We start from the raw sequence: 18,527 nt of genomic DNA, 5'->3' as shown, positions 1-18,527 counted from the left end.
GGGCGTCGGGGGCTGGCGGCCCCGCGGTCAGAGCGGCGCGGATGGCGTCGAGCGCCGCGGCCATGCGCGCCGCCGGGATGCGGTCGAGCTGCCCGCTCATCGCCGCCTGCAGCGTCACCAGCTGCTGCATCGCGGGCAGCGGGTCGCGCTCGGGCTGGCGCAGCGCCGCGCGCAGGGCGGCGCCGCGCGCCAGCCGCGCCCGCGTGTCAGCGTCCAGCCGCGTGCCGAAGCGGGCGAAATTCTCCAGTTCCTCGAATTGCGACAGGGTGATGCGCAGATCGCCGGCGATCTGGCGAAACGCCGGGGCCTGCGCCTTGCCCCCGACGCGGGACACCGACTTGCCCAGATCGACGGCGGGGAATTGGCCTTTGCGCACCAGACGCGGCGACAGGTAGATCTGCCCGTCGGTGATCGAGATCAGGTTGGTGGGGATGTAGGCCGACAGGTTTTCCGCCTGGGTCTCGATGATCGGCAGCGCGGTCAGCGAACCGCCGCCGCGCGCGGCCGACAATTGCGCCGCGCGTTCCAGCAGCCTGGCGTGGACATAGAAGATGTCGCCGGGATAGGCCTCGCGCCCCGGCGGGCGGCGCAGCAGCAGCGACAATTCGCGATAGGCGCGGGCGTGGCGGGTAAGGTCGTCATAGACGATCAGCGCGTCGCGGCCGCGCGCCGCGAACCATTCGGCCATGGCGGTGGCGGCGTAGGGGGCGACAAAGCTGACGCCGGGGGTCTCCTCGCTGCCCGCGACCATGACGATGGCGCGCCCGCGCATGCCCCCCGCGTCAAGCGCCGCGATCACCCGCGCCACCGCATCGCCGCGCTGGCCGATGGCGCAATAGATGCAGATCACGCCGCTGTCGGCCTGGTTGAGCATGGCGTCGACGGCGATCGAGGTCTTGCCGGTCTGCCGGTCGCCGATGATCAGTTCGCGCTGCCCGCGCCCGATGGGCACCGCGGCGTCCACCGCCTTGATCCCGGTGGCCAGCGGTCGGCTGATCGCGGCGCGCTCGAGGATGCCCGGGGCCTCGGCCTCGATGGGCGCGGTTTCGGCGACGCTGACGCGCCCGCGCCCGTCCAGCGGGCGGCCCAGCGCGTCGACCACGCGCCCCAGCAGCGCCTCGCCCACCGGCACGCTGACAACGCTGCGCGAACGGCGCACCGCGTCGCCCACGGCGATGCTTTCCGGGTCGTCGAGCAGGATGACCCCGAGCCGCCCCGGCGCGAGGTCCGACACGATCCCCGCCGCGCCGCTGGCGAAGCGCACCAGTTCATCGGCCAGCGCGTGGCCGAGCCCGGCGACGATGGCGACCCCCGCGCCCACCTCCAGCACCACGCCCACCTCCTCGACGCGCGGGGCCGGGCCGGGGGCCGCCGCCAGATCGTCGAGCAGGGTTTTCGCGGCGTCGGCGGCGTCGGTCAGCGACGCGCGTCCGGTCGCGTCGGTCAGCGACGCGGCGGCGGTTTCGCGGCGGGTCACTGCGCCGCCTCCCGATCCGGCCCCGGGGCGTCGAGCCGGGCGCGCAGCGCGGATTCCAGCTCATCGAGATATGCGTCGATCGTCCAGGCGACGCGCGCCCCGCCCAGTTGCAGCGCCAGCCCCGGCGAGGCGGCGGGATCGACGCGAAACCGCAGCCGCGCGCCCGGCGCCGCGGCCTCCAGCGCCCGGCGCAAGCCGGCCTCGCGCGCCGGGGACAACTGGAAACTGCTGAGCGCCACCGCCTCGCCGGCGCGGGCGGCGGCGTCACGCAGCGCCGGCGCCAGATCCGCCAGCCGGGCTTCGACGCGCGCGGCGATGCGGTCTTCAAGATCCGCGTCCGCCAGATCCTTCAGCGCCTTGCCCGCCAGCGTCATGATCGCGCGCGCTCCGACATCGCGCATCCGCGCCAGATAGGCGGCGCGCCCGGCGGCGATCTGGTCGCGCCAGGCGGCCTGTTCGGCCTCCAGCGCGGCGCGCGCCGCTTCGCGGCGCGCCGCAATGTCGCGCGCCGCCTCGGTGCGGGCGGCGTCGAGGATGGCGGTTTTCTCCGCCGCCAGCGTCGCCAGCGCCGCCTCATGCGCGGCGCGCGCCGCCTCCGCCGCCTCGCGGGCGGATTTCGCGGCGGCGACCCGCGCGGCGATGGCCGCCTCGCGCCGGTCGATGCCGTCAAGGATCGGGCGATACAGGAACCGCTTCAGCAGCCAGATCAGGACCAGAAAATTGACGATCTGCGCGGCGATGGTGATCCAGTCGACGGACATGGGATCAGCCGCCCGACGCCGCGCCGGCGGCCGCCAGCGCGGCTTTCCAGAACGGGTTGGCGAAGATCAGGATCATCGACACCACGAAGCAGTAGATGGCGGTGGATTCGATCATCGCCAGGCTGACGAACAGGGTGCGCGACAGCGTGCCGGCCTCGTCCGGCTGCTGGGCGATGGCGGCCAGCGCCTGCGCGGCGGCGCGCGCCTCGCCCAGCGCCGGGCCCAGCGCGCCGAAGGACACCGTCAGCCCGGCGGTGAAAATCGAAACGGCGGCGATCAGTCCGAGATCGGTCATCTATCGGTCCTCGTCAGGGGTGGGAGCGGGATCGGGATCGGGCGCCGCCTCGCCGCCGGTGGCGGCGGCGATGTAGACCATCGCCAGCACCGCGAAGATGTAGGCCTGGATCAGCCCGGTCAGCAGGCCGAGCATGTCCATGACCACGGGAAAGAAGAACGGCGCCACGCCGAGCAGGATGGCGGCGATCACCGCGCCGCTCATGATGTTGCCGTAGAGCCGGATCGCCAGCGCCAGCCCGCGGGTGAATTCGCCGACCACGTTGAAGGGCAGCATCAGCGGCGAGGGTTCGAGGAACCCGTGCAGATAGCCCGCCACCCCCTTGCTGGCGACGCCGTAGGCGGGGATGGCGATCAGCACCGACAGCGCCAGCGCGGTGGTGGTGGACAGCGAGGCCGTTGGCGGGTGGAATCCGGGGATCACCAGCAGCAGGTTGGAGGCGGCGATGAACAGGAACAGCGTGCCGACGAACGGGATGTAGCGCCCCGAGGGGCGGCGCGTGACCTCGGCGATCTGGCTTTCGATGGCGGTGACGATGACCTCCAGCGCGGTGCGCCAGCGGCTGGCCGGCGCGTCGGGCTTCAGGCGCCATGTGACCAGCGCCGACACCCCGGTCAGCGCCGCCATCACCACCCAGGTGTTGAAGATGGTGGCGTTGACCGGGATGCCGAAAACCGTGAATACGATGACGGCGTCGGTGGTGATTTCCATTCACCCGGCCTCCCCGGGGATGCGGCGCGCCAGCGCCACGGCGCCGCCGCGCACCGCGAAGAACGCGGCGCCGAAACCGATCGCCGCCCAGAGCCCGAGCTGCGCCACGCCCCAGGCGGCGCCCAGCAGCAGCGCGATGCGCAGCGCCGCGCCGCCGAGGATCAGCAGCCCCGGGCGCGCGGCGCGGCGCGCGGCGCGCACGCCAAGCGCCAGCCCGGCGAAGAACAGCGCCGAGGCCAGCGCCCCCAGCGCCGCGCCGGCGCCCAGCAGCGCCCAGTCGGGCGGCCAGATCGAAGTCACGTCCATGGCGTTCGGTCCTCCTTGCGTATTCGCGGCCCCGTCAGTTAGGCCCCGTCAGTTCGGCCCCGCATGTTCCGCCCATCGGTTCAGCCCGTCCAGCCTGGAAACCGGTCAGGGGGCTCAGTCCGGTCCGCCCTCGCGCCCCACCCAGCGCCAGGCGATGGCGACGCCCAGCAGCAGGCCCGCGAAAAGCAGCGTGATGGTCCAGGAAAAATCCTGCGGCGCCACCCGGTCCAGCCACAGCCCCAGAAAGATGCCGCCGATGGTCGGGGCGGCGATCGACCAGCCGATCATGCCGAAGGTCCCCAGCCCGCGCATGGGGCTCGGGGGCGGGGATTCGCGGCTGCGGCGCTTGCGTTCGGCGCCGCGCTCGATGTCGCGCGCGGCGCGGTCCTGCGGGTCCGGAGGCCGGTCGGTCATGGCGCGTCCCGCAATTCGGCGAAGCGGCGCACCATGTCGGCCTCCAGCCGGGCCAGCGCGGTGCGCGCGCTGCGCTCGCGTTCGTCCAGATCCACGAAAACCTCGCGCACGCGCCGCTTCAGGCCCGCCAGATCCTCGCCCTCGATGGCCCGGCGCACGCTGATCTCGACCTCGCGCCCCTGCTTGACCAGCACGCCCTCGTCGATCCCGAAGAACCGCTCGCGCCCGCCGGGTTCGACCAGGATCAGCACGTCGGGCGCCAGCGCCGTGACGAAATCGACATGGTTGGGCAGCACGCCGAAACCGCCGTTCTCCGCCCGCGCGGCGAGCTTGCGCGCCTCGATCTCGCAGACCAGCCGCGCGGGCAGGCGCAGGCGCACTTGCATGGAGGCGAAGCGGCTCACGACCCGGCCTCGTCGATGGCGCCGATCATGTAATAGGCGCTTTCGGGCAGCGAAAAGTCGGTCAGTTCCAGCAGGCGCTCGCAGCCGTCCAGGGTGTCGGCCAACGTCACCAGCCGCCCCTTGGCGCCGGTGAACGCCTCGGTGGTGAAGAACGGCTGGGTGAGGAACCGTTCAAGGCGGCGCGCCCGCGCCACGGTGGCGCGATCGGCGGCGGACAGCTCCTCCAGCCCCAGCATGGCGATGATGTCGCGCAGGTCGTCGTAATCGGCCAGCGTGCGGCGCACCGCCCGCGCCACCTCGTAATGGCGCCCCCCCACCACCCCGGGATTGAGCATCACCGAGGTCGAGGCCAGCGGGTCGATGGCCGGGTACAGCCCCTCGCTGGCCCGCTTGCGCGACAGCGCCACCGAAGCCGACAGGTGCGAAAACACATGCGTCGCCGCCGGGTCGGTGAAATCGTCGGCTGGCACGTAGACAGCCTGGATCGAGGTGATGGCCCCGGCGCGGGTGGAGGCGATGCGCTCCTCCAGCGCCGCCAGTTCGGTGGCCAGCGTCGGCTGGTATCCCACGCGCGAGGGCATGCGCCCGAGCAGCCCGGACACCTCCGACCCGGCCTGGATGAACCGGAACACGTTGTCGATCAGCAGCAGCACGTCCTGGCGCATGTCATCGCGGAAATGCTCGGCGACGGTCAGCGCCGTGGCCCCGATCAGAAAACGCACCCCGGGGGGTTCGTTCATCTGGCCGAACAGCAGCACGGTCTTGTCGAGCACCCCGGCCTCGCGCATCTCGCGATACAGCTCCTCCGCCTCGCGCGACCGTTCGCCGATGCCGCAGAACAGGCTGACGCCCTGATGATGGCTGGCGGTGTTGTGGATCAGTTCGGTGATCAGCACGGTCTTGCCGACCCCGGCGCCGCCGAACAGCCCGGCCTTGCCGCCGCGCTCGATGGGGCAGAGCAGGTCGATGGCCTTGATGCCGGTTTCGAAGATCCGGCTGCTGGCGACCCGCTCGGTCAGCGGCGGCGGCGGGCGGTGGATGGGGCGGCGGATGGCCGCGTCCAGCGGGCCGCCATTGTCGATGGGGCGGCCGAACACGTCCAGCATCCGCCCGCGCAGCCCGTCGCCCACCAGAATGCGGATCGGGGCGCCGGTGGCCTCCACCGGCATGCCGAGCCCCAGCCCCTGCACCGGGCCCAGCGCCACGCCGCGCACCACGCCCCCGCCGGCCAGCGCCGCGACCTCGACGCCGATCCTGGCCCCCGATCCGGCGTCGCCGGCCCAGAGCAGGTCATGGATCTTCGGCGGCGCGCCGGCGAATCGCACCTCCAGCACCCCGCCATGGATGCCGACGATCTCGCCGGTCGCGGGGCGCGGCGCGTCGCCTTCCCCGTCCGGCATGGGGCGATCGTCCTGCTGCACGTCCGGGACCCTTCCCGGCGGCGCGGGGCCGCTCACTTCATCATCACATAGGCGCCCGGCGCGTCCGCGAGATTCGCCGGATCCGTCCCCGGCGCCCCCATCCGCGGCGGCGCCGTCGGATCGCCCGAGCGCCGCCCCAGCCAGGCCGCCCATTCCGGCCACCAGGATCCGTCCTTCAGCGTTGCCCGCTCGACCCAGTCGTCGGGCGCCAGCCAGCGGTCGTCATGGCGGCGCGTCGCCACCCGGAAATGCCGCCGCGGGTGGCCCGGCTCGGACACCACGCCGGCATTGTGCCCGCCCTTGGTCAGCACGAAGGTCACCTCCGCGTCGCAAAGCCCGTGCACCTTGTAGACCGAGCGCCACGGCGCCACGTGGTCGGTCTCGGTCCCCACCGCGAAGATCGGCGCGTGGATGTCGCTGAGCGCCACCGGCCGGCCCTCGACCTCGTATTTGCCGAACGCCAGTTCGTTGTTGAGAAACAGCTTGCGCAGATATTCGGAATGCATCCTGTAGGGCATGCGCGTGGCGTCGGCGTTCCAGGCCATGAGGTCGATCATCTTCGGGCGCTCGCCCATCAGGTAGACCCGCAGGTTGCGCGACCAGATCAGGTCGTTGGAGCGCAGGATCTGGAACGCCCCGACCATCTGCTTGGCGTCCAGATAGCCCTGCTCCCACATCATGTCCTCAAGGAACGTCACCTGGCTTTCGTTGATGAACAGCATCAGTTCCCCGGCCTCGGTGAAATCGCTTTGCGCGGCGAGGTAGGTGAGGCTGGCGAAGCGGTCGTCGCCGTCGCGCGCCATGGCCGCCGCGGCGATCGACAGCAGCGTGCCGCCAAGACAGTAGCCGACGCCATGCACCTTGTCGGCGCCGGTGATCTCGCCGATGGCGTCGAGCGCCGCCATGGGGCCGAGGCGGCGGTAATCGTCGAGCCCCAGATCGCGATCCTCGGGGCCCGGATTGCGCCACGATATCATGAACACCGTGAACCCCTGCTCGGTCAGATAGCGGACCATGGAGTTTTCGCGGCTGAGATCGAGGATGTAGTATTTCATGATCCAGGCCGGCGTGATCAGCACCGGTTCCGGGCGCACCGCGTCGGTCGCCGGGGCGTATTGGATCAGCTCCATCAGCCGGTTGCTGGCCACCACCTTGCCCGGCGCGGTGGCCAGGTTCTCGCCGACCTTGAAGGCCTCGGCGCCCACGGGCGGCTTGCCGCGGATCTGGCGCTCCAGATCCTCGCGGAAATTCTCCGCCCCGCGCAGCAGGTTGCGGCCCATCTCGGCGCGGGTCTTCTCCAGCGCCTCGGGGTTGGTCAGCAGGTAGTTCGAGGGCGAAAACACGTCGAGCGCCTGGCGGGCGGCGAATTCGACCGCCCGTTCATGGGCGGCGGAGACCCCGCGCACGCCCGTGGTGGCGTTCCACCACCATTGCTGATTGAGCAGGAACCCCTGATGCAGCAGATTGAAGGGCGGCTTGCGCCAGGCCGGGTCGCGAAACCGGCGATCCTGCGCCAGGGGTTCGATGCAATCCGGGGCGCAGCCGCCGAAGCTGGCGCAGCTGGCGGCGTATTGCTGGAAGCGCAGCGTCTTTTTCAGCGCCTTTTCCAGCAGCAGCGCCTGCTTGCCCGGCGAACCGGCCAGATGCACCGCCCAATCGGCCCATATGGCGCCCATCGCCGAGGGCGACAGCCCGCCGGTCAGGCGCGCCATCATCGCCCGCGCGGCGTGGTCCATCACCTCGGCCACGCCCTCGGCCGCGTCGGGGGGATCCTGGATGTCGGGCGCGGGGGGGGCGGATCCTTCCTTCGGCGCGGGGGCGCGGGCAGGAAACGGAATCGGCGGCGACGGGCGCGCATCGGCCCTGGGGGCCTTGGGCGTTTCAATCTGCTCGGGTTTCATCGGAGCCTCCTTCATGGGCATGGGAGCGAACCTACGCCGATAATCTGTGGTTGAAATTGATGCAGCGCAACCTGCCGGCGCCAGCGTCAATCGGGCGCGGCGCCGGATGCGCCCTTGACGCAAGTCAATGCGCCGGCGCAGGCAAGGCGCGACCTTGCGAGTCGCAATCGATCCGCGCCCCATCGGAGACATCGCGCCCCGCCCTGACCGCCGCGCCGCGATCCGCGCGGGGGCCGGATCGAAACCGCGACGCGACGCAAAGCGCCGCGCAAGCCATCAAAAGGAGACGCGCATGCCCTGCAAGTCCATCCTCACCCATTGGGACGGCGCCAAGCCATCCGCCCCGCGCATGGCGGCGGCGGTCAATCTGGCGCGACGTTTCGACGCGCATCTGACCTCGGTCAGCTTCGGGTTCGAACCGTCGCTGGAATCCTACGGCTACCTGGGCGCGCCCACCGCGCTGATCGCCGAGCTTGGCGACCAGGCCCGCGCGCGCGCCGCCGAACTGCGCGAAGAGGCCGACGCCTATCTCGCCAGGACCGGGCTGCGCTGCGACGCGGCGGCGGTGATCGGCACCCATGACGGGCTGGCCCGGGATTTCGGGCTGCGCGCGCGCTACGCCGACCTGGCGGTGCTGAGCCCGCCCTATGGCGACGACGTCGCCGATTCCCCGTCCAGCATCTTCGAAGGCGCGCTGTTCGAGGGCGACGCGGCGGTGCTGCTGTGCCCCGACAGCTATGCCGAGCAGGTCCCGGAGGTCATCGGCGATTCGGTGGTCATCGCCTGGAACGCCAGCCGCGAGGCCCTGCGCGCGGTGCGCAAGGCCATGCCGTTTCTCTGCGAGGCCAGATCCATCGACGTCACCCTGATCGACCCGGAGATCGGCGCCGAACGCGACGGCGAGGAGCCCGGCGCCGACATCGCCCTGATGCTGGCGCGCTACGGGCTCGAGGTCACGGTCACCCGGCTGCCCAGCGCGGGCGCGCGCATCAGCGACGTGCTGCGCGGCCATGTGCGCGACGTCGGGGCCAACCTGCTGGTGACGGGCGCCTACGGGCATTCGCGATTCCGCGAATACGTGCTGGGCGGGGTGACCCGGGAAATCCTGCTGGATCTGCCGACGGCGGTGCTGACCGCGCACTGACGCCGACCCGGGGGCGGCGGCCCGGCGCCGACGCCGGGGGCCGCCCCCGGCGCCGATTTCCAGGATCGGGTCGCCATCGCCGCGCTGAGATCCTCGCGCCCCCGCATCACGACGGCATGGCGGCGCCTTGACGGCGCCTTGGCGGGCGCTTAGTTAGTGATCAATCACTAACTTTAGGGCGATCCCATGCGCAACCGTAAAGCCGCCGACGACCGCAAGACAGAGATCATCGACGCCGCCCTGCAGCTGTCCGACGATGTCGGGCCCGACCGCATGACCACCGCCGCCGTGGCGCGCGCCGTGGGGCTCTCGCAGCCCGGCGTGTTCCGGCATTTCCCCAGAAAGCAGGATCTGTGGCAGGCGGTGGGCGCGCGGGTCGCGGCGATGATCGAGGCCTGCTGGGATCGCGTCCCCGACGACGCCGCGCCCCTGGCCCGCCTGCGCGCGCTGGCGGGCGCGCAGCTGCGCCTGATCGCCGGAACGCCGGCGATCCCGGCGATCCTGTTTTCGCGCGAGCTGCATGTGGAAAACGACGCCCTGCGCGGCGCCCTGTTCGGCTGCATGACCCGGTTTCACGACCGGCTCGCGCGGCTGCTCGACGACGCGCGCGCCGCCGGGGAGCTGCGCGACGACCTGATCCCCGGCGACGCCGCCGCGCTGGTGCTCGGGCTGATCCAGGGGCTGGCGCTGCGCTGGTCGCTGTCCGGGCGCGCCTTCGATCTGAGCGCCGAGGGCGAAAGACTGCTGGAACTGCAACTGACCCTGTTCGCGCCGCCGCGCGCCACGCCGGAGACGCCGTCATGAAACGCCGCGCCATTCGCACCGCGATCGCGATCGCGATCCTCGCCGGGCTCGTCGGCGGCGCGCTGGCCTTCGCCAGGGCGCGGCCGCTGTCGGTCAGCGTGGCGCAGGTCGAACGCGACGTGCCGATCACCGTATTCGGCCTTGGCACCATCGAGGCGCGCATCCTGTCCGACATCGGCTTTGAAACCGGCGCCGCGCTGGCGGAGCTGGACGCCGATCAGGGCGACATGGTGGAAAAGGGCCAGGTGCTCGCCCGCCTGCAAAGCGGCGAACAGAAAGCCAGGCTGGCCCGCGCCGAGGCCGGCATCGCCACCGCCCAGGCCGCGGCGACCAAGGCCGAGGCGGCGATTTCCCGCGCCCGCGCGGTGCTGGTCCAGAAACGCGCCGTCAACGCCCGCAAGCATGCGCTGCTGGCGCGCAACGCGGTCTCGGTCGAATTCGCCGAGGAATCGCAGATGGAGGAGGACGTGGCCGTCGCCGACCTGGCGCTGGCGCGCAGCGAGGTCGACGTGGCCCGCGCCGCGCTGGCCGACGCGAAAGCCGCGCGGGACTACGAACGGGTGCTGCTCGACCATCACGTGCTGCGCGCGCCTTATGACGCGCTGGTGGTGGCGCGCCACAAGGAACTGGGCGTGGTGCTCGGCCCCGGCGCGCCGCTGTTCACGCTGGTGGCGCCCGACACGGTCTGGGCCCGCGCCTATGTGGACGAGGCCCGCGCCGGGGACATCCGGCTGGGCCAGAAGGCCGAAATCCGCCTGCGTTCGGCCCCGCGCGCCCTGTTCGCCGGCCATGTCACCCGCATCGACATCGAAAGCGACCGGGTGTCCGAGGAACGCCGGGTCTACATCGCCTGCGACGCCTGCCCCGCCGGTTTTCATCTGGGCGAACAGGCCGAGGCCTTCATCACCACGACAGTGCTGGAAGCCGCGCTGCTGGTCCCCCAGAACGCGGTCGAGGGCTTCGACGGCGCCCATGGCCAGGTGTGGATCGTCATGGACGGCGCATTGCATCGCCGCAAGGTGGAATTCGGACGGCGCACGCTGGACGCGCGGCTGGAACTGGTCGCCGGCCTGCCCGACGGCGCGCAGGTGCTGGCGGCGCTGCCCGACGGCCTGCGCGAAGGGCGCGCGGCGCGCATCGTCGACGACGGCGACACCGGCAAGGGGGGGGCGGGCTCATGAACCTCGCCTGGCGCGACATCCGGCACAATCTGGGCCGGTTCCTGCTGACCTGCCTCGGGCTCAGCCTGCTGCTGGGCGTGGTGCTGTCGATGATCGGCATCTATCGCGGCCTGGTGGCCGACGCGCTGACCCTGGTGCGCGCCCCGGGCGCCGAGGTCTGGGTGGTGGAAGCGGGCGCCCGCGGCCCCTTCGCCGAGGCCTCGCGCATTCCCGGCGACACCCGGGCCGCGACGGCGCGCATCGCCGGGGTCGCGAGCGCCGGCGCCATGACCTTCCAGTCGGTGGAGACCAAACGCAACGGCGCCAGCCTGCGGCTCTACGTGATCGGCTACGAACTCGACCGCCCCGGCGGACCGGCGCGCATCGTCGCCGGCCGCCCCATCGCCCGCAGCCATTACGAGATGATCGCCGACAGGCGCGCCGGGCTGGCGCTGGGCGAACGCGTGCGCCTCGGGCGCAACGAATTCACCGTTGTGGGGCTGACCGAGAACCAGGTGTCCTCGGGCGGCGATCCGGCGGTGTATCTGACGCTGGGCGATTCCCAGGTGCTGCAATTCGAACTGGCGCCGCCCGCGGCGCGGCGTGAATCCGCGCGCCGGGCCGGGCCCGATTCCGCCGCCCCGCCGGACGCCGGCGCCGCGCCCTCGGACACCTACACCGTCAACGCGGTGATCGCCCGCCTGTCGCCCAACGCCCGCCCCGAGGACGTGGCCGGGGTGATCCGCCGCTGGAAGCATCTGGCGGCCATGACCCAGGCGGAACAGGAAGACATCCTCACCAAATCCGTCGTCGATCGCGCCCGCAAGCAGATCGGCCTGTTCACCGGCATCCTGCTGAGCGTGTCGGCGGTGATCATCGCGCTGATCATCTACACCATGACCATGGACAAGCTGAAGGAGATCGCCACGCTGAAGCTGATCGGCGCGCCGGACCGCGTCATCGTGGCGCTGATCGTGCAGCAGGCGCTGGCCATGGGCGTGATCGGCTTTGGCATCGGCGCCATGCTGATCGTTCTGGCGAAGGACAATTTCCCGCGCCGCGTGGTGCTGGTCCCGGAGGACGGGCTGGTGCTGGCGCTCGCGGTGCTCGCGGTCTGCGTGCTGGCCAGCGGGCTCGGGGTGCGGCTGGCGCTGAAGGTCGATCCCGCCACCGCGCTGGGGTCCTGAGCCATGGCCGCAAACGCCCCCGCCCCGGCGCGCGACGCGAGCGGACCGCTGGTCGAACTGCGCGACGCATCAAAGCATTTCGGCAAGGGCGAAACCCGCGTCGACGCCCTGCGCCATGTCGATCTCGACCTGCACCCGCGCGAGGTCATCGGGCTGCTCGGCCCCAGCGGGTCGGGCAAGACCACGCTGCTCAACGTCATCGGCTGCATCGTCGAACCCTCCAGCGGGCTGGTGCGGCTCGACGGAGAAACCGTCTATGACGGCAAGTGGCTGCGTTCGGACCTGCGCGCGCTCCGGCTGGAAAAGATCGGCTTCATCTTCCAGTTCCACAACCTGCTGCCGTTCCTCAACAGCATCGACAATATCATGGTGGTGCTGGATCTGGCCGGCTATTCGCCCCGGGCGGCCCGGGCCCGGGCGCTGGAGCTGCTGGAATATCTCGAGGTCGGCAACCGCGCGAACGCCATGCCGGCGCTGCTGTCCGGGGGCGAGGCGCAGCGCGTGGCGATCGCCCGCGCGCTGGCCAATCACCCACGCATCATACTTGCCGACGAACCCACCGCGGCGCTGGATTCGGTGCGCGCGGGCATCGTCATGGACCTGCTGCGCAAGGTGGCGCGGGAACAGGACGCCACGGTGATCGCCGTCACCCATGACGAAAAGATCTACGACCGCTTCGACCGGCTGATCTCGCTGCGCGACGGGCGGCTGGAACGCGCGGCGCAGACCGGCCGCGCCCCCTGAACCCCGGCCCCGCCGCGCCGATCCCGCGCAGCGCACAAACATGTTTAACGCGGCGGCGGGTCTCGGCTAGTGTGCCGCCATGACAGAGCAATACGGCGATCTTCTCCACACCGTCGATTCGGGGCATGTGTCCCCGGGGCGGCGCATGGCCGGGCGGCTGGCGCTGCTTGGCGCGACGCTGATCCTCGCGGTCACGGCGGGCCTGCAATGGCTGGACCGGGACGGCGGGCTGGGGCTCGGGTTCGAATCCTGGCGCCCGACGCTTTACGCGTTCCTGCTTTGGGCGGGGGCGCTGTGCCTGTGGCAGGCGCTGGCGCGGGGCGAACTGGGCCAGCGCACGCTGTTCGTGCTGCCCGCGGCGCTGTTCACCGTCGCCATGGTGATCTTCCCGATGATCTTCGGCGTCACCATCGCCCTGTCGGACTGGAATCTCGCCAGCTTCGACGGGCGAAAATTCTCCGGGCTCGACAATTTCCACGCCATGCTCGAAGATCCGTTCTACTGGAACGCCATGAAGAACATGGGGTATTACGTCGCCGCCGTGGTGATCGAATACGCCATCGCCTTTGGCCTCGCGCTGCTGCTCAACGCCCAGATCCGGGCGCGGAAATTCTTCCGCGTGGTGTTCCTGCTGCCGCTGATGCTCAGTCCGGTGGCGGTGAGCTGGATGATCGGCAAGTCGATGATGGAGATCCGCTTCGGCCCCGTGGCCGCGCTGGCGCGCTGGCTGGGTTGGGACTCGCCGTCCTTCTTCGGATCGCCGGAGGTCGCGCGCGCCTCGATCATGATCATGGACGCCTGGACCTTCATCCCCTTCATGATGATCCTGATGCTGGCCGGGCTTCAGGGCCTGCCGCGCGAGGTCATCGAGGCGGCCAAGGTGGACGGCGCCAACGCCTGGCAGAATTTCTGGAAGATCACCTTTCCGTTGCTGCTGCCGGTGTCCATGACCGCCATCGTGCTGCGGGTGATCTTCAAGCTCAAGCTCGCCGACGTCATCATCAACGTCACCTCCGGCGGGCCGGGCGGGGCCACCGACAGCGTCACCAGCTTCATCTATCGCGAATACCGCGACCGCTCGAACGTGGGCTACGGCACCATGCTCGCCTTCATATACCTGATCATCATCATCGTGTTCATCACCCTGCTGCTGAACCTCGTCAGCCGCCTGATGAAACGCCATGCGTGACCTCGCAGCGGAGACCGCCACATGAGCGACCTGCAAGCCGTCGAGGCCGAAAGCGGCCGCCTCGGGCGCTATCTCGGCAAGACCATGATCTACGCGGCGCTGATCTTCTGGGCCTTCATCGCGCTGTTCCCGATCTACTGGGCGGTGACCACCTCGTTCAAGATCGCCCCCGACGTGATGCGCGGCCACATGGTGCCGTTCTGGGATTTCCAGCCCAGCTGGCTGGGGCTGCGCTCGCTCGGCCTGTCGCCGGACCGCATATTCGAGACCTCGACCGTGCGCGAGGAATTCCTCAAGCGCTTCTCCAATTCGGTGATCGTGTCGGTGGGCGCGTCCTTTCTGGCGGTGACGCTGGGCTCGCTGGCCGCCTACGGGCTCAGCCGATTTTCCTACAAGTTCGGGCCGATGAGGAACAAGGACATCTCGTTCTTCTTCCTCAGCCAGCTGATCCTGCCGCCGGTGGTGCTGGCGCTGCCCTTCCTGGTGCTCTATCGCGAACTCGGGCTGCTGGACACCCGCATCGGGCTGATCCTGCTTTACACGCTGATGGTGCTGCCGATCGTCATCTGGATCATGCATGACCAGTTCAACGGCATCCCGGTCGAACTGGAGGAAGCGGCGCTGGTGGACGGGCTGTCCGCCTGGGGGGCCTTCGCGCGCATCGTCATGCCCATCGCCCTGCCGGGCATGGCGGCGTCCTTCATCCTCAGCCTGATCCTCACCTGGAACGAATACTTCTTCGCCGCGCTGTTGACCTCGAGCGACGCCAAGACCCTGCCGGTGATGGTGGCGAGCCAGACCGGATCGCAGGGCATCAACTGGTGGTCCATGGCGGCGCTGTCGACGGCGGCGATCCTGCCGCTGGTGCTGATCGGGATCTTTCTGGAACGCTACATCATCAAGGGCATGACGGCGGGCGCGGTCAAGTAGCCGGCGAGGCGCCCGGCAGCGCCGCCATCAGGTCCCTGGTGCGCTCATAGACCTGGCGCCAGATCGCGTATTGCGCGGCATAGTCCAGATCCGGGTCAGGCGCCATGGTCGCGGCCACCGGGTTCCATGCGGATATGTCGCCCGGGCGGGCCGCGCCCACCGCCAGCGCCGCCAGATAGGCGTCGCCATAGGACGCGCCGAAGGTGCGTTCGCGCAGGATCTGCGGCAATCCGGTGACATCCGAGGTCGCCTGCGTCCAGATGCGATTCCTGGTGCCGCCGCCCACCGCGAACACTCTTGAAGGCGGCTGCCCGGTTTCGCGAAACGTCTCGATCACATGGCCGGCGGCGAACGCCACCCCTTCGAGCAGGGCGCGATACATGTCGCCCCGGGTATGGGTCAGATCCAGCCCGAAGAACACGCCGCGCGCGTTCGGGTCGTGGATCGGCGTGCGTTCGCCGGAAAAATACGGCAGCAGCAGCAATCCATTGGCGCCGGGCGGGGATGCCGCCGCCTCCTCGGCCAGCGTCGCGAAGGCGCGCGCCGGGTCCAGATCGCGCGCCATCTGGTCGCGAAACCAGTGGGTGAGGGTGCCGCTGGTCGCCAGCCCCGCCATCGCCGCGTGCGCGCCGGGAAACAGCCAGGGCGCATACCACAGCCGCGCGTCGCGGCTGCGCGCGGCGGTGATCTGGATGATGAAGATGGTGGAGCCATACATCATCATCATGTCGCCCGGGGCCTCGACCCCGACGCTGATCGCCTCGGCCGCAGCGTCGATGGTGCCCGCGATCACCTTCGTGCCGGGGGCGAGCCCGGTGGCGGCGGCCGCTTGGGCGGTGACGCCGCCGACGATCTCGTTGGACCAGACCAGCCGGGGCAGTCGATCCAGCCCGATGACGTCCCCGGCGAGCGCGTCGCTCCAGGCCTGCGCCCCGGCGTCGTAAAGCGGGCTGAACCCGGCCGCCGTGTAATGGTCGATCACGCATTCGCCGGTGAGCCTCTGGACCAGAAACGTCGTCGCCGACACGATCTTCGCGGCCTTGGCGAAGATCTCGGGCCGGTTGCGCGCCAGCCACAGGATCTTGGGCCCCACCGATTGCGTGGTCAGGGCGTTGCCGCAATGGGTCAGCAGCGCCGCCTCGCCGATGCGATCGGTCAGTTCGGCGATCTCGGCCTGCGCGCGGGTGTCGACCCCGTAGAGCACCGCCGTGTCAAGCGCCCGCCCGTCGCCATCCACCGGCAGCATGCAGGGGCCGATGGCGCTGCAGCCGATCGCGGCGACGCTTTCGGGCGCGACGCCGCTTTGCGCCAGCACGGCGCGGGTGACATGCACGAAATCGCCCCACCAGTCGTTTTCGGCGTCATGCTCGGCCCAGCCGGGGCGGGGCACGCGCATCTCGTGGCGATGCGCGGCCTGCGCCAGCACCTTGCCCGAGGCGTCGCTCAGCACCGCCTTGGTTTCGAACGTGCCGATGTCGACGCCCAGAAAACAGGTCATGGGGCGGAACTCCTCAGGTGATGAAATCGTCGCGATCGAGGCTGAAATCCGGCCCGATCCGGCCGATGGCGGCGATCAGCAGCCGGGTCAGGCCCTCCAGATCGCGCAGGTCGCAGATTTCGCGCGCCGAATGGCTGGCCCGGATGGGAAAGCCCATGTCGATCGCCGCCACGCCCGCGTGCAGAAGCTGCACATAGGAGGTTTCGGTCAGCACGCCGGCATTGGCGGCGCGCTGCAGCGCCAGGCCCTCGGCGGCGGCGGTCTCGGCGAACAGGCGCGGCAGGGCGGGATGCGGGATCAGCCCGTTGAGCGTGCCGCGCCCGTGAAAGGAATACAGCGACATGGCGGCGCCGGCGCCAAGCCCGACCTCGCCGACGCCTTGCATGTCGGGGGTGTCGCTGGCCATGGTCAGGTCGATCTGGATGGCGATGTCGGGGGCCAGCGCGCGGGCGGCGGGCAGCGCGCCGCGCAGGTTGAATTCCTCCTGCACCGAAAACACCACGTGCACCCGGGGACCGCGCGGGGCCTCCAGCAGCCCGCGCGCCGCCTCGATCACCACCGCGCAGGCGGCCCGATCGTCGATCGCCGTGCCCGCCAGCCGATGGGCGCCGATGCGCAGCGCGCGCGGCGCGTAGACCACCGGGGCGCCGATCTCGACCCCCGCGGCGCGGGCCTCGGCCGCCGATTCGAACCCGGCGTCGAGATACAGTTCGGGATAGGGCGTGACCCGGTGCTTTTCCTGCGGCGCGGTGGCGTGGTGGTTCTTGCTGGCGAAGATCGCGGGCAGGTCCGCGCCTTCGACGCTGATGACCATTTCCTGCGCCAGCAGGGTTTTTTCGGGCACGCCGCCAAGGCGTTCGACGCGCAGGAACCCGTCGGGCTCGATGCGGCGGATGACGAAACCAAGCTGGTCCATATGCGCGAACAGCATCACCGAGGGCGCGTCCGCGTCGCCTTCGATGGTGGCGATCAGATTGCCGAGCCGGTCCGTGCGATGCGCCAGCCCCAGCGCCTCCAATTCGCGCGCCAGGCGCAGGCGCACGCGGGTTTCATGGCCGCTGAGACCGGGGATCAGCATCAGCGCCTGACTGAGACCGGCGAGCCGCTCGCGCATCGCCTCAGCCCCCCCGCGCGGCGAAACCCGCGATGCCGTCGCCGCCGAACCGTTGGCCAGTCACCTGCGTCATCTCCGCTCGCCCCCTGCGCCCCCCTGGCCAGCCGCCGCGACCGGCGCCGGCCCCGGCCAGACCCTAGCACCGCGACGCGCGGCGCGCCAACGCCGGAAATGGGGGAAAGGCCGACCCGTTCAGATCGCGGTCTTGCGGCTTTCCTCGATATAGATTTCGCGCAGCCGCCGCGCGGTCGGCCCCGGCGCCCCGGCGCCGATCTCGACGTCGTCGATCTCCACCACCGGGGTGATGAAGGTCGAGGCCGAGGTGATGAAGGCCTCCGCCGCCGATTTCGCCTCCTCGATGGTGAAGGGGCGCTCCTCGACCCTGATCTGGGCTTCCCGCGCGAAACGCAGGACCGCGGCGCGGGTGATGCCGTGCAGGATCGAATTGGACAACTCGCGCGTCACCAGCGTGCCGTCGGGCTTGACGATATAGGCGTTGTTGGAGGTGCCCTCGGTGACCTGACCGTCCTCGACCAGCCACGCGTCATCCTTGCCCCGGGCCTTCGCCTCCATCTTGCACAGCGCCGGGAACAGCAGCTGCACGGTCTTGATGTCGCGCCGCGCCCAGCGCTGATCGGGGATCGAGATCACCTTCAGCCCGGCCGCGGCCACGGGGCTGTCGATCAGCGATTTGACCTGGGTGAACAGCACCAGCGTCGGCGCGATGTCCTCGGACCAGCCGAAATCCCGGTCCGCGCTGCCCCGCGACACCTGAAGATAGATCAGCCCTTCCGTCAGGTCGTTGCGCGCCAGCAATTCGCGGTGGATGGCCAGCAATTCATCCTCGTCGCAGGGCGGGGTCATCGACAGCTCCGCCATCGAGCGCGCCAGCCGGCGCGCATGACCGGCGAAATCCAGCAGCTTGCCGTCGAGCACCGTGGTGACCTCGTAGACCCCGTCCGCCATCAGGAAGCTGCGGTCGAAGATCGAGATCTTCGCGTCTTCCTCGGGAAGATAATCTCCATTCACGTAGACAATGCGGCTCATGCCCCAACCCCTCGTTTTCG

Annotated in this window: 19 protein-coding genes; 7 read left to right on the top strand and 12 right to left on the bottom strand. The window is 70.4% G+C overall.

Going from position 1 to position 18,527, the window contains the following annotated elements; genetic code table 11:
• From AC1HC7_RS02965 to AC1HC7_RS02925, 9 genes are all read right to left on the bottom strand, one after another.
• Positions 1 to 1,477 (bottom strand): F0F1 ATP synthase subunit alpha (locus AC1HC7_RS02965; RefSeq protein WP_479498622.1); only part of this gene is annotated, 1,477 nt, incomplete at its 3' end.
• Positions 1,474 to 2,238, bottom strand: coding sequence for a F0F1 ATP synthase subunit B family protein (locus AC1HC7_RS02960; protein ID WP_479495458.1), 765 nt, complete (start codon positions 2,236 to 2,238; stop codon positions 1,474 to 1,476). The genes AC1HC7_RS02960 and AC1HC7_RS02965, both read right to left, overlap by 4 nt.
• A 4-nt stretch (positions 2,239 to 2,242) precedes the next feature.
• A complete protein-coding gene (locus AC1HC7_RS02955) occupies positions 2,243 to 2,533 on the bottom strand; it encodes a F0F1 ATP synthase subunit C (RefSeq protein ID WP_479495457.1) in 291 nt (96 codons plus the stop codon).
• Positions 2,534 to 3,244, bottom strand: coding sequence for a F0F1 ATP synthase subunit A (locus tag AC1HC7_RS02950; RefSeq protein ID WP_479495456.1), 711 nt, complete (start codon positions 3,242 to 3,244; stop codon positions 2,534 to 2,536).
• Positions 3,245 to 3,550 (bottom strand): ATP synthase subunit I, encoded by a 306-nt coding sequence (locus AC1HC7_RS02945; RefSeq protein ID WP_479495455.1) that lies wholly within the window; start codon positions 3,548 to 3,550, stop codon positions 3,245 to 3,247.
• 114 nt (positions 3,551 to 3,664) lie between these two features.
• Complete coding sequence (locus AC1HC7_RS02940) at positions 3,665 to 3,964, bottom strand: AtpZ/AtpI family protein (RefSeq protein WP_479495454.1); 300 nt, start codon at positions 3,962 to 3,964, stop codon at positions 3,665 to 3,667.
• Positions 3,961 to 4,368, bottom strand: a complete 408-nt coding sequence (locus AC1HC7_RS02935) for a F0F1 ATP synthase subunit epsilon (protein ID WP_479495453.1) — start codon at positions 4,366 to 4,368, stop codon at positions 3,961 to 3,963. The genes AC1HC7_RS02940 and AC1HC7_RS02935 overlap by 4 nt, the downstream gene beginning before the upstream one ends.
• The gene (atpD, locus tag AC1HC7_RS02930) at positions 4,365 to 5,768 is read right to left on the bottom strand and encodes a F0F1 ATP synthase subunit beta (protein ID WP_479495493.1); all 1,404 of its coding nucleotides are present in this window, start codon (positions 5,766 to 5,768) and stop codon (positions 4,365 to 4,367) included. The genes AC1HC7_RS02935 and atpD overlap by 4 nt, the downstream gene beginning before the upstream one ends.
• 53 nt (positions 5,769 to 5,821) lie before the next feature.
• A complete protein-coding gene (locus tag AC1HC7_RS02925; protein WP_479495452.1) occupies positions 5,822 to 7,690 on the bottom strand; it encodes a PHA/PHB synthase family protein in 1,869 nt (622 codons plus the stop codon).
• A gap of 292 nt (positions 7,691 to 7,982) precedes the next feature.
• Between AC1HC7_RS02925 and AC1HC7_RS02920 the strand changes: the two genes are divergently transcribed.
• The 7 genes from AC1HC7_RS02920 (at position 7,983) to AC1HC7_RS02890 (ending at position 14,848) form a co-directional block, all read left to right on the top strand.
• Positions 7,983 to 8,834 carry a universal stress protein gene (locus tag AC1HC7_RS02920; protein ID WP_479495451.1) on the top strand — a complete coding sequence of 284 codons (852 nt, stop codon included), beginning with the start codon at positions 7,983 to 7,985 and terminating at the stop codon, positions 8,832 to 8,834.
• A gap of 186 nt (positions 8,835 to 9,020) precedes the next feature.
• Positions 9,021 to 9,638 (top strand): TetR/AcrR family transcriptional regulator, encoded by a 618-nt coding sequence (locus tag AC1HC7_RS02915; protein ID WP_479495450.1) that lies wholly within the window; start codon positions 9,021 to 9,023, stop codon positions 9,636 to 9,638.
• The gene (locus AC1HC7_RS02910) at positions 9,635 to 10,819 is read left to right on the top strand and encodes an efflux RND transporter periplasmic adaptor subunit (protein ID WP_479495449.1); all 1,185 of its coding nucleotides are present in this window, start codon (positions 9,635 to 9,637) and stop codon (positions 10,817 to 10,819) included. The genes AC1HC7_RS02915 and AC1HC7_RS02910 overlap by 4 nt, the downstream gene beginning before the upstream one ends.
• Positions 10,816 to 11,985 (top strand): ABC transporter permease, encoded by a 1,170-nt coding sequence (locus AC1HC7_RS02905; protein WP_479495448.1) that lies wholly within the window; start codon positions 10,816 to 10,818, stop codon positions 11,983 to 11,985. The genes AC1HC7_RS02910 and AC1HC7_RS02905 overlap by 4 nt, the downstream gene beginning before the upstream one ends.
• A 3-nt stretch (positions 11,986 to 11,988) precedes the next feature.
• Entirely contained in the window at positions 11,989 to 12,729 is a 741-nt protein-coding gene (locus AC1HC7_RS02900) for an ABC transporter ATP-binding protein (protein ID WP_479495447.1), read from the top strand.
• 79 nt (positions 12,730 to 12,808) lie between these two features.
• Positions 12,809 to 13,918: a carbohydrate ABC transporter permease gene (locus AC1HC7_RS02895; RefSeq protein WP_479495446.1), complete on the top strand. Its 1,110-nt coding sequence runs from the start codon at positions 12,809 to 12,811 to the stop codon at positions 13,916 to 13,918.
• A gap of 21 nt (positions 13,919 to 13,939) precedes the next feature.
• Positions 13,940 to 14,848: a carbohydrate ABC transporter permease gene (locus AC1HC7_RS02890; protein WP_479495445.1), complete on the top strand. Its 909-nt coding sequence runs from the start codon at positions 13,940 to 13,942 to the stop codon at positions 14,846 to 14,848.
• On the opposite strand, the gene AC1HC7_RS02885 is transcribed toward AC1HC7_RS02890, so the two are convergent.
• The 3 genes from AC1HC7_RS02885 to AC1HC7_RS02875 all read right to left on the bottom strand — a co-directional run bounded on the left by AC1HC7_RS02885 (position 14,841) and on the right by AC1HC7_RS02875 (position 18,507).
• The gene (locus AC1HC7_RS02885) at positions 14,841 to 16,346 is read right to left on the bottom strand and encodes an FGGY-family carbohydrate kinase (protein ID WP_479495444.1); all 1,506 of its coding nucleotides are present in this window, start codon (positions 16,344 to 16,346) and stop codon (positions 14,841 to 14,843) included. The two genes, AC1HC7_RS02890 and AC1HC7_RS02885, sit on opposite strands and share 8 nt — an antisense overlap.
• Positions 16,347 to 16,359: 13 nt before the next feature.
• Complete coding sequence (locus AC1HC7_RS02880) at positions 16,360 to 17,460, bottom strand: M20/M25/M40 family metallo-hydrolase (protein ID WP_479495443.1); 1,101 nt, start codon at positions 17,458 to 17,460, stop codon at positions 16,360 to 16,362.
• A 192-nt stretch (positions 17,461 to 17,652) separates the two neighbouring features.
• Positions 17,653 to 18,507, bottom strand: a complete 855-nt coding sequence (locus tag AC1HC7_RS02875) for a D-amino-acid transaminase (protein WP_479495442.1) — start codon at positions 18,505 to 18,507, stop codon at positions 17,653 to 17,655.
• Between the last annotated feature and the right edge of the window lie 20 nt (positions 18,508 to 18,527).

The sequence above is a fragment of the Oceanicella sp. genome, assembly GCF_056449545.1.
This window is presented reverse-complemented; position numbering and strand designations above follow the sequence as displayed.

What these genes read in the sequence shown, in the direction of transcription:
- AC1HC7_RS02960 (WP_479495458.1), bottom strand. Translation starts at nt 2,238, where the DNA reads ATGTCCGTCGACTGGATCACCATCGCCGCGCAGATCGTCAATTTTCTG.
- AC1HC7_RS02955 (WP_479495457.1), bottom strand. Translation starts at nt 2,533, where the DNA reads ATGACCGATCTCGGACTGATCGCCGCCGTTTCGATTTTCACCGCCGGG.
- AC1HC7_RS02950 (WP_479495456.1), bottom strand. Translation starts at nt 3,244, where the DNA reads ATGGAAATCACCACCGACGCCGTCATCGTATTCACGGTTTTCGGCATC.
- AC1HC7_RS02945 (WP_479495455.1), bottom strand. Translation starts at nt 3,550, where the DNA reads ATGGACGTGACTTCGATCTGGCCGCCCGACTGGGCGCTGCTGGGCGCC.
- AC1HC7_RS02940 (WP_479495454.1), bottom strand. Translation starts at nt 3,964, where the DNA reads ATGACCGACCGGCCTCCGGACCCGCAGGACCGCGCCGCGCGCGACATC.
- atpD (WP_479495493.1), bottom strand. Translation starts at nt 5,768, where the DNA reads ATGCCGGACGGGGAAGGCGACGCGCCGCGCCCCGCGACCGGCGAGATC.
- AC1HC7_RS02925 (WP_479495452.1), bottom strand. Translation starts at nt 7,690, where the DNA reads ATGAAACCCGAGCAGATTGAAACGCCCAAGGCCCCCAGGGCCGATGCG.
- AC1HC7_RS02920 (WP_479495451.1), top strand. Translation starts at nt 7,983, where the DNA reads ATGCCCTGCAAGTCCATCCTCACCCATTGGGACGGCGCCAAGCCATCC.
- AC1HC7_RS02915 (WP_479495450.1), top strand. Translation starts at nt 9,021, where the DNA reads ATGCGCAACCGTAAAGCCGCCGACGACCGCAAGACAGAGATCATCGAC.
- AC1HC7_RS02910 (WP_479495449.1), top strand. Translation starts at nt 9,635, where the DNA reads ATGAAACGCCGCGCCATTCGCACCGCGATCGCGATCGCGATCCTCGCC.
- AC1HC7_RS02905 (WP_479495448.1), top strand. Translation starts at nt 10,816, where the DNA reads ATGAACCTCGCCTGGCGCGACATCCGGCACAATCTGGGCCGGTTCCTG.
- AC1HC7_RS02900 (WP_479495447.1), top strand. Translation starts at nt 11,989, where the DNA reads ATGGCCGCAAACGCCCCCGCCCCGGCGCGCGACGCGAGCGGACCGCTG.
- AC1HC7_RS02895 (WP_479495446.1), top strand. Translation starts at nt 12,809, where the DNA reads ATGACAGAGCAATACGGCGATCTTCTCCACACCGTCGATTCGGGGCAT.
- AC1HC7_RS02890 (WP_479495445.1), top strand. Translation starts at nt 13,940, where the DNA reads ATGAGCGACCTGCAAGCCGTCGAGGCCGAAAGCGGCCGCCTCGGGCGC.
- AC1HC7_RS02885 (WP_479495444.1), bottom strand. Translation starts at nt 16,346, where the DNA reads ATGACCTGTTTTCTGGGCGTCGACATCGGCACGTTCGAAACCAAGGCG.
- AC1HC7_RS02880 (WP_479495443.1), bottom strand. Translation starts at nt 17,460, where the DNA reads ATGCGCGAGCGGCTCGCCGGTCTCAGTCAGGCGCTGATGCTGATCCCC.
- AC1HC7_RS02875 (WP_479495442.1), bottom strand. Translation starts at nt 18,507, where the DNA reads ATGAGCCGCATTGTCTACGTGAATGGAGATTATCTTCCCGAGGAAGAC.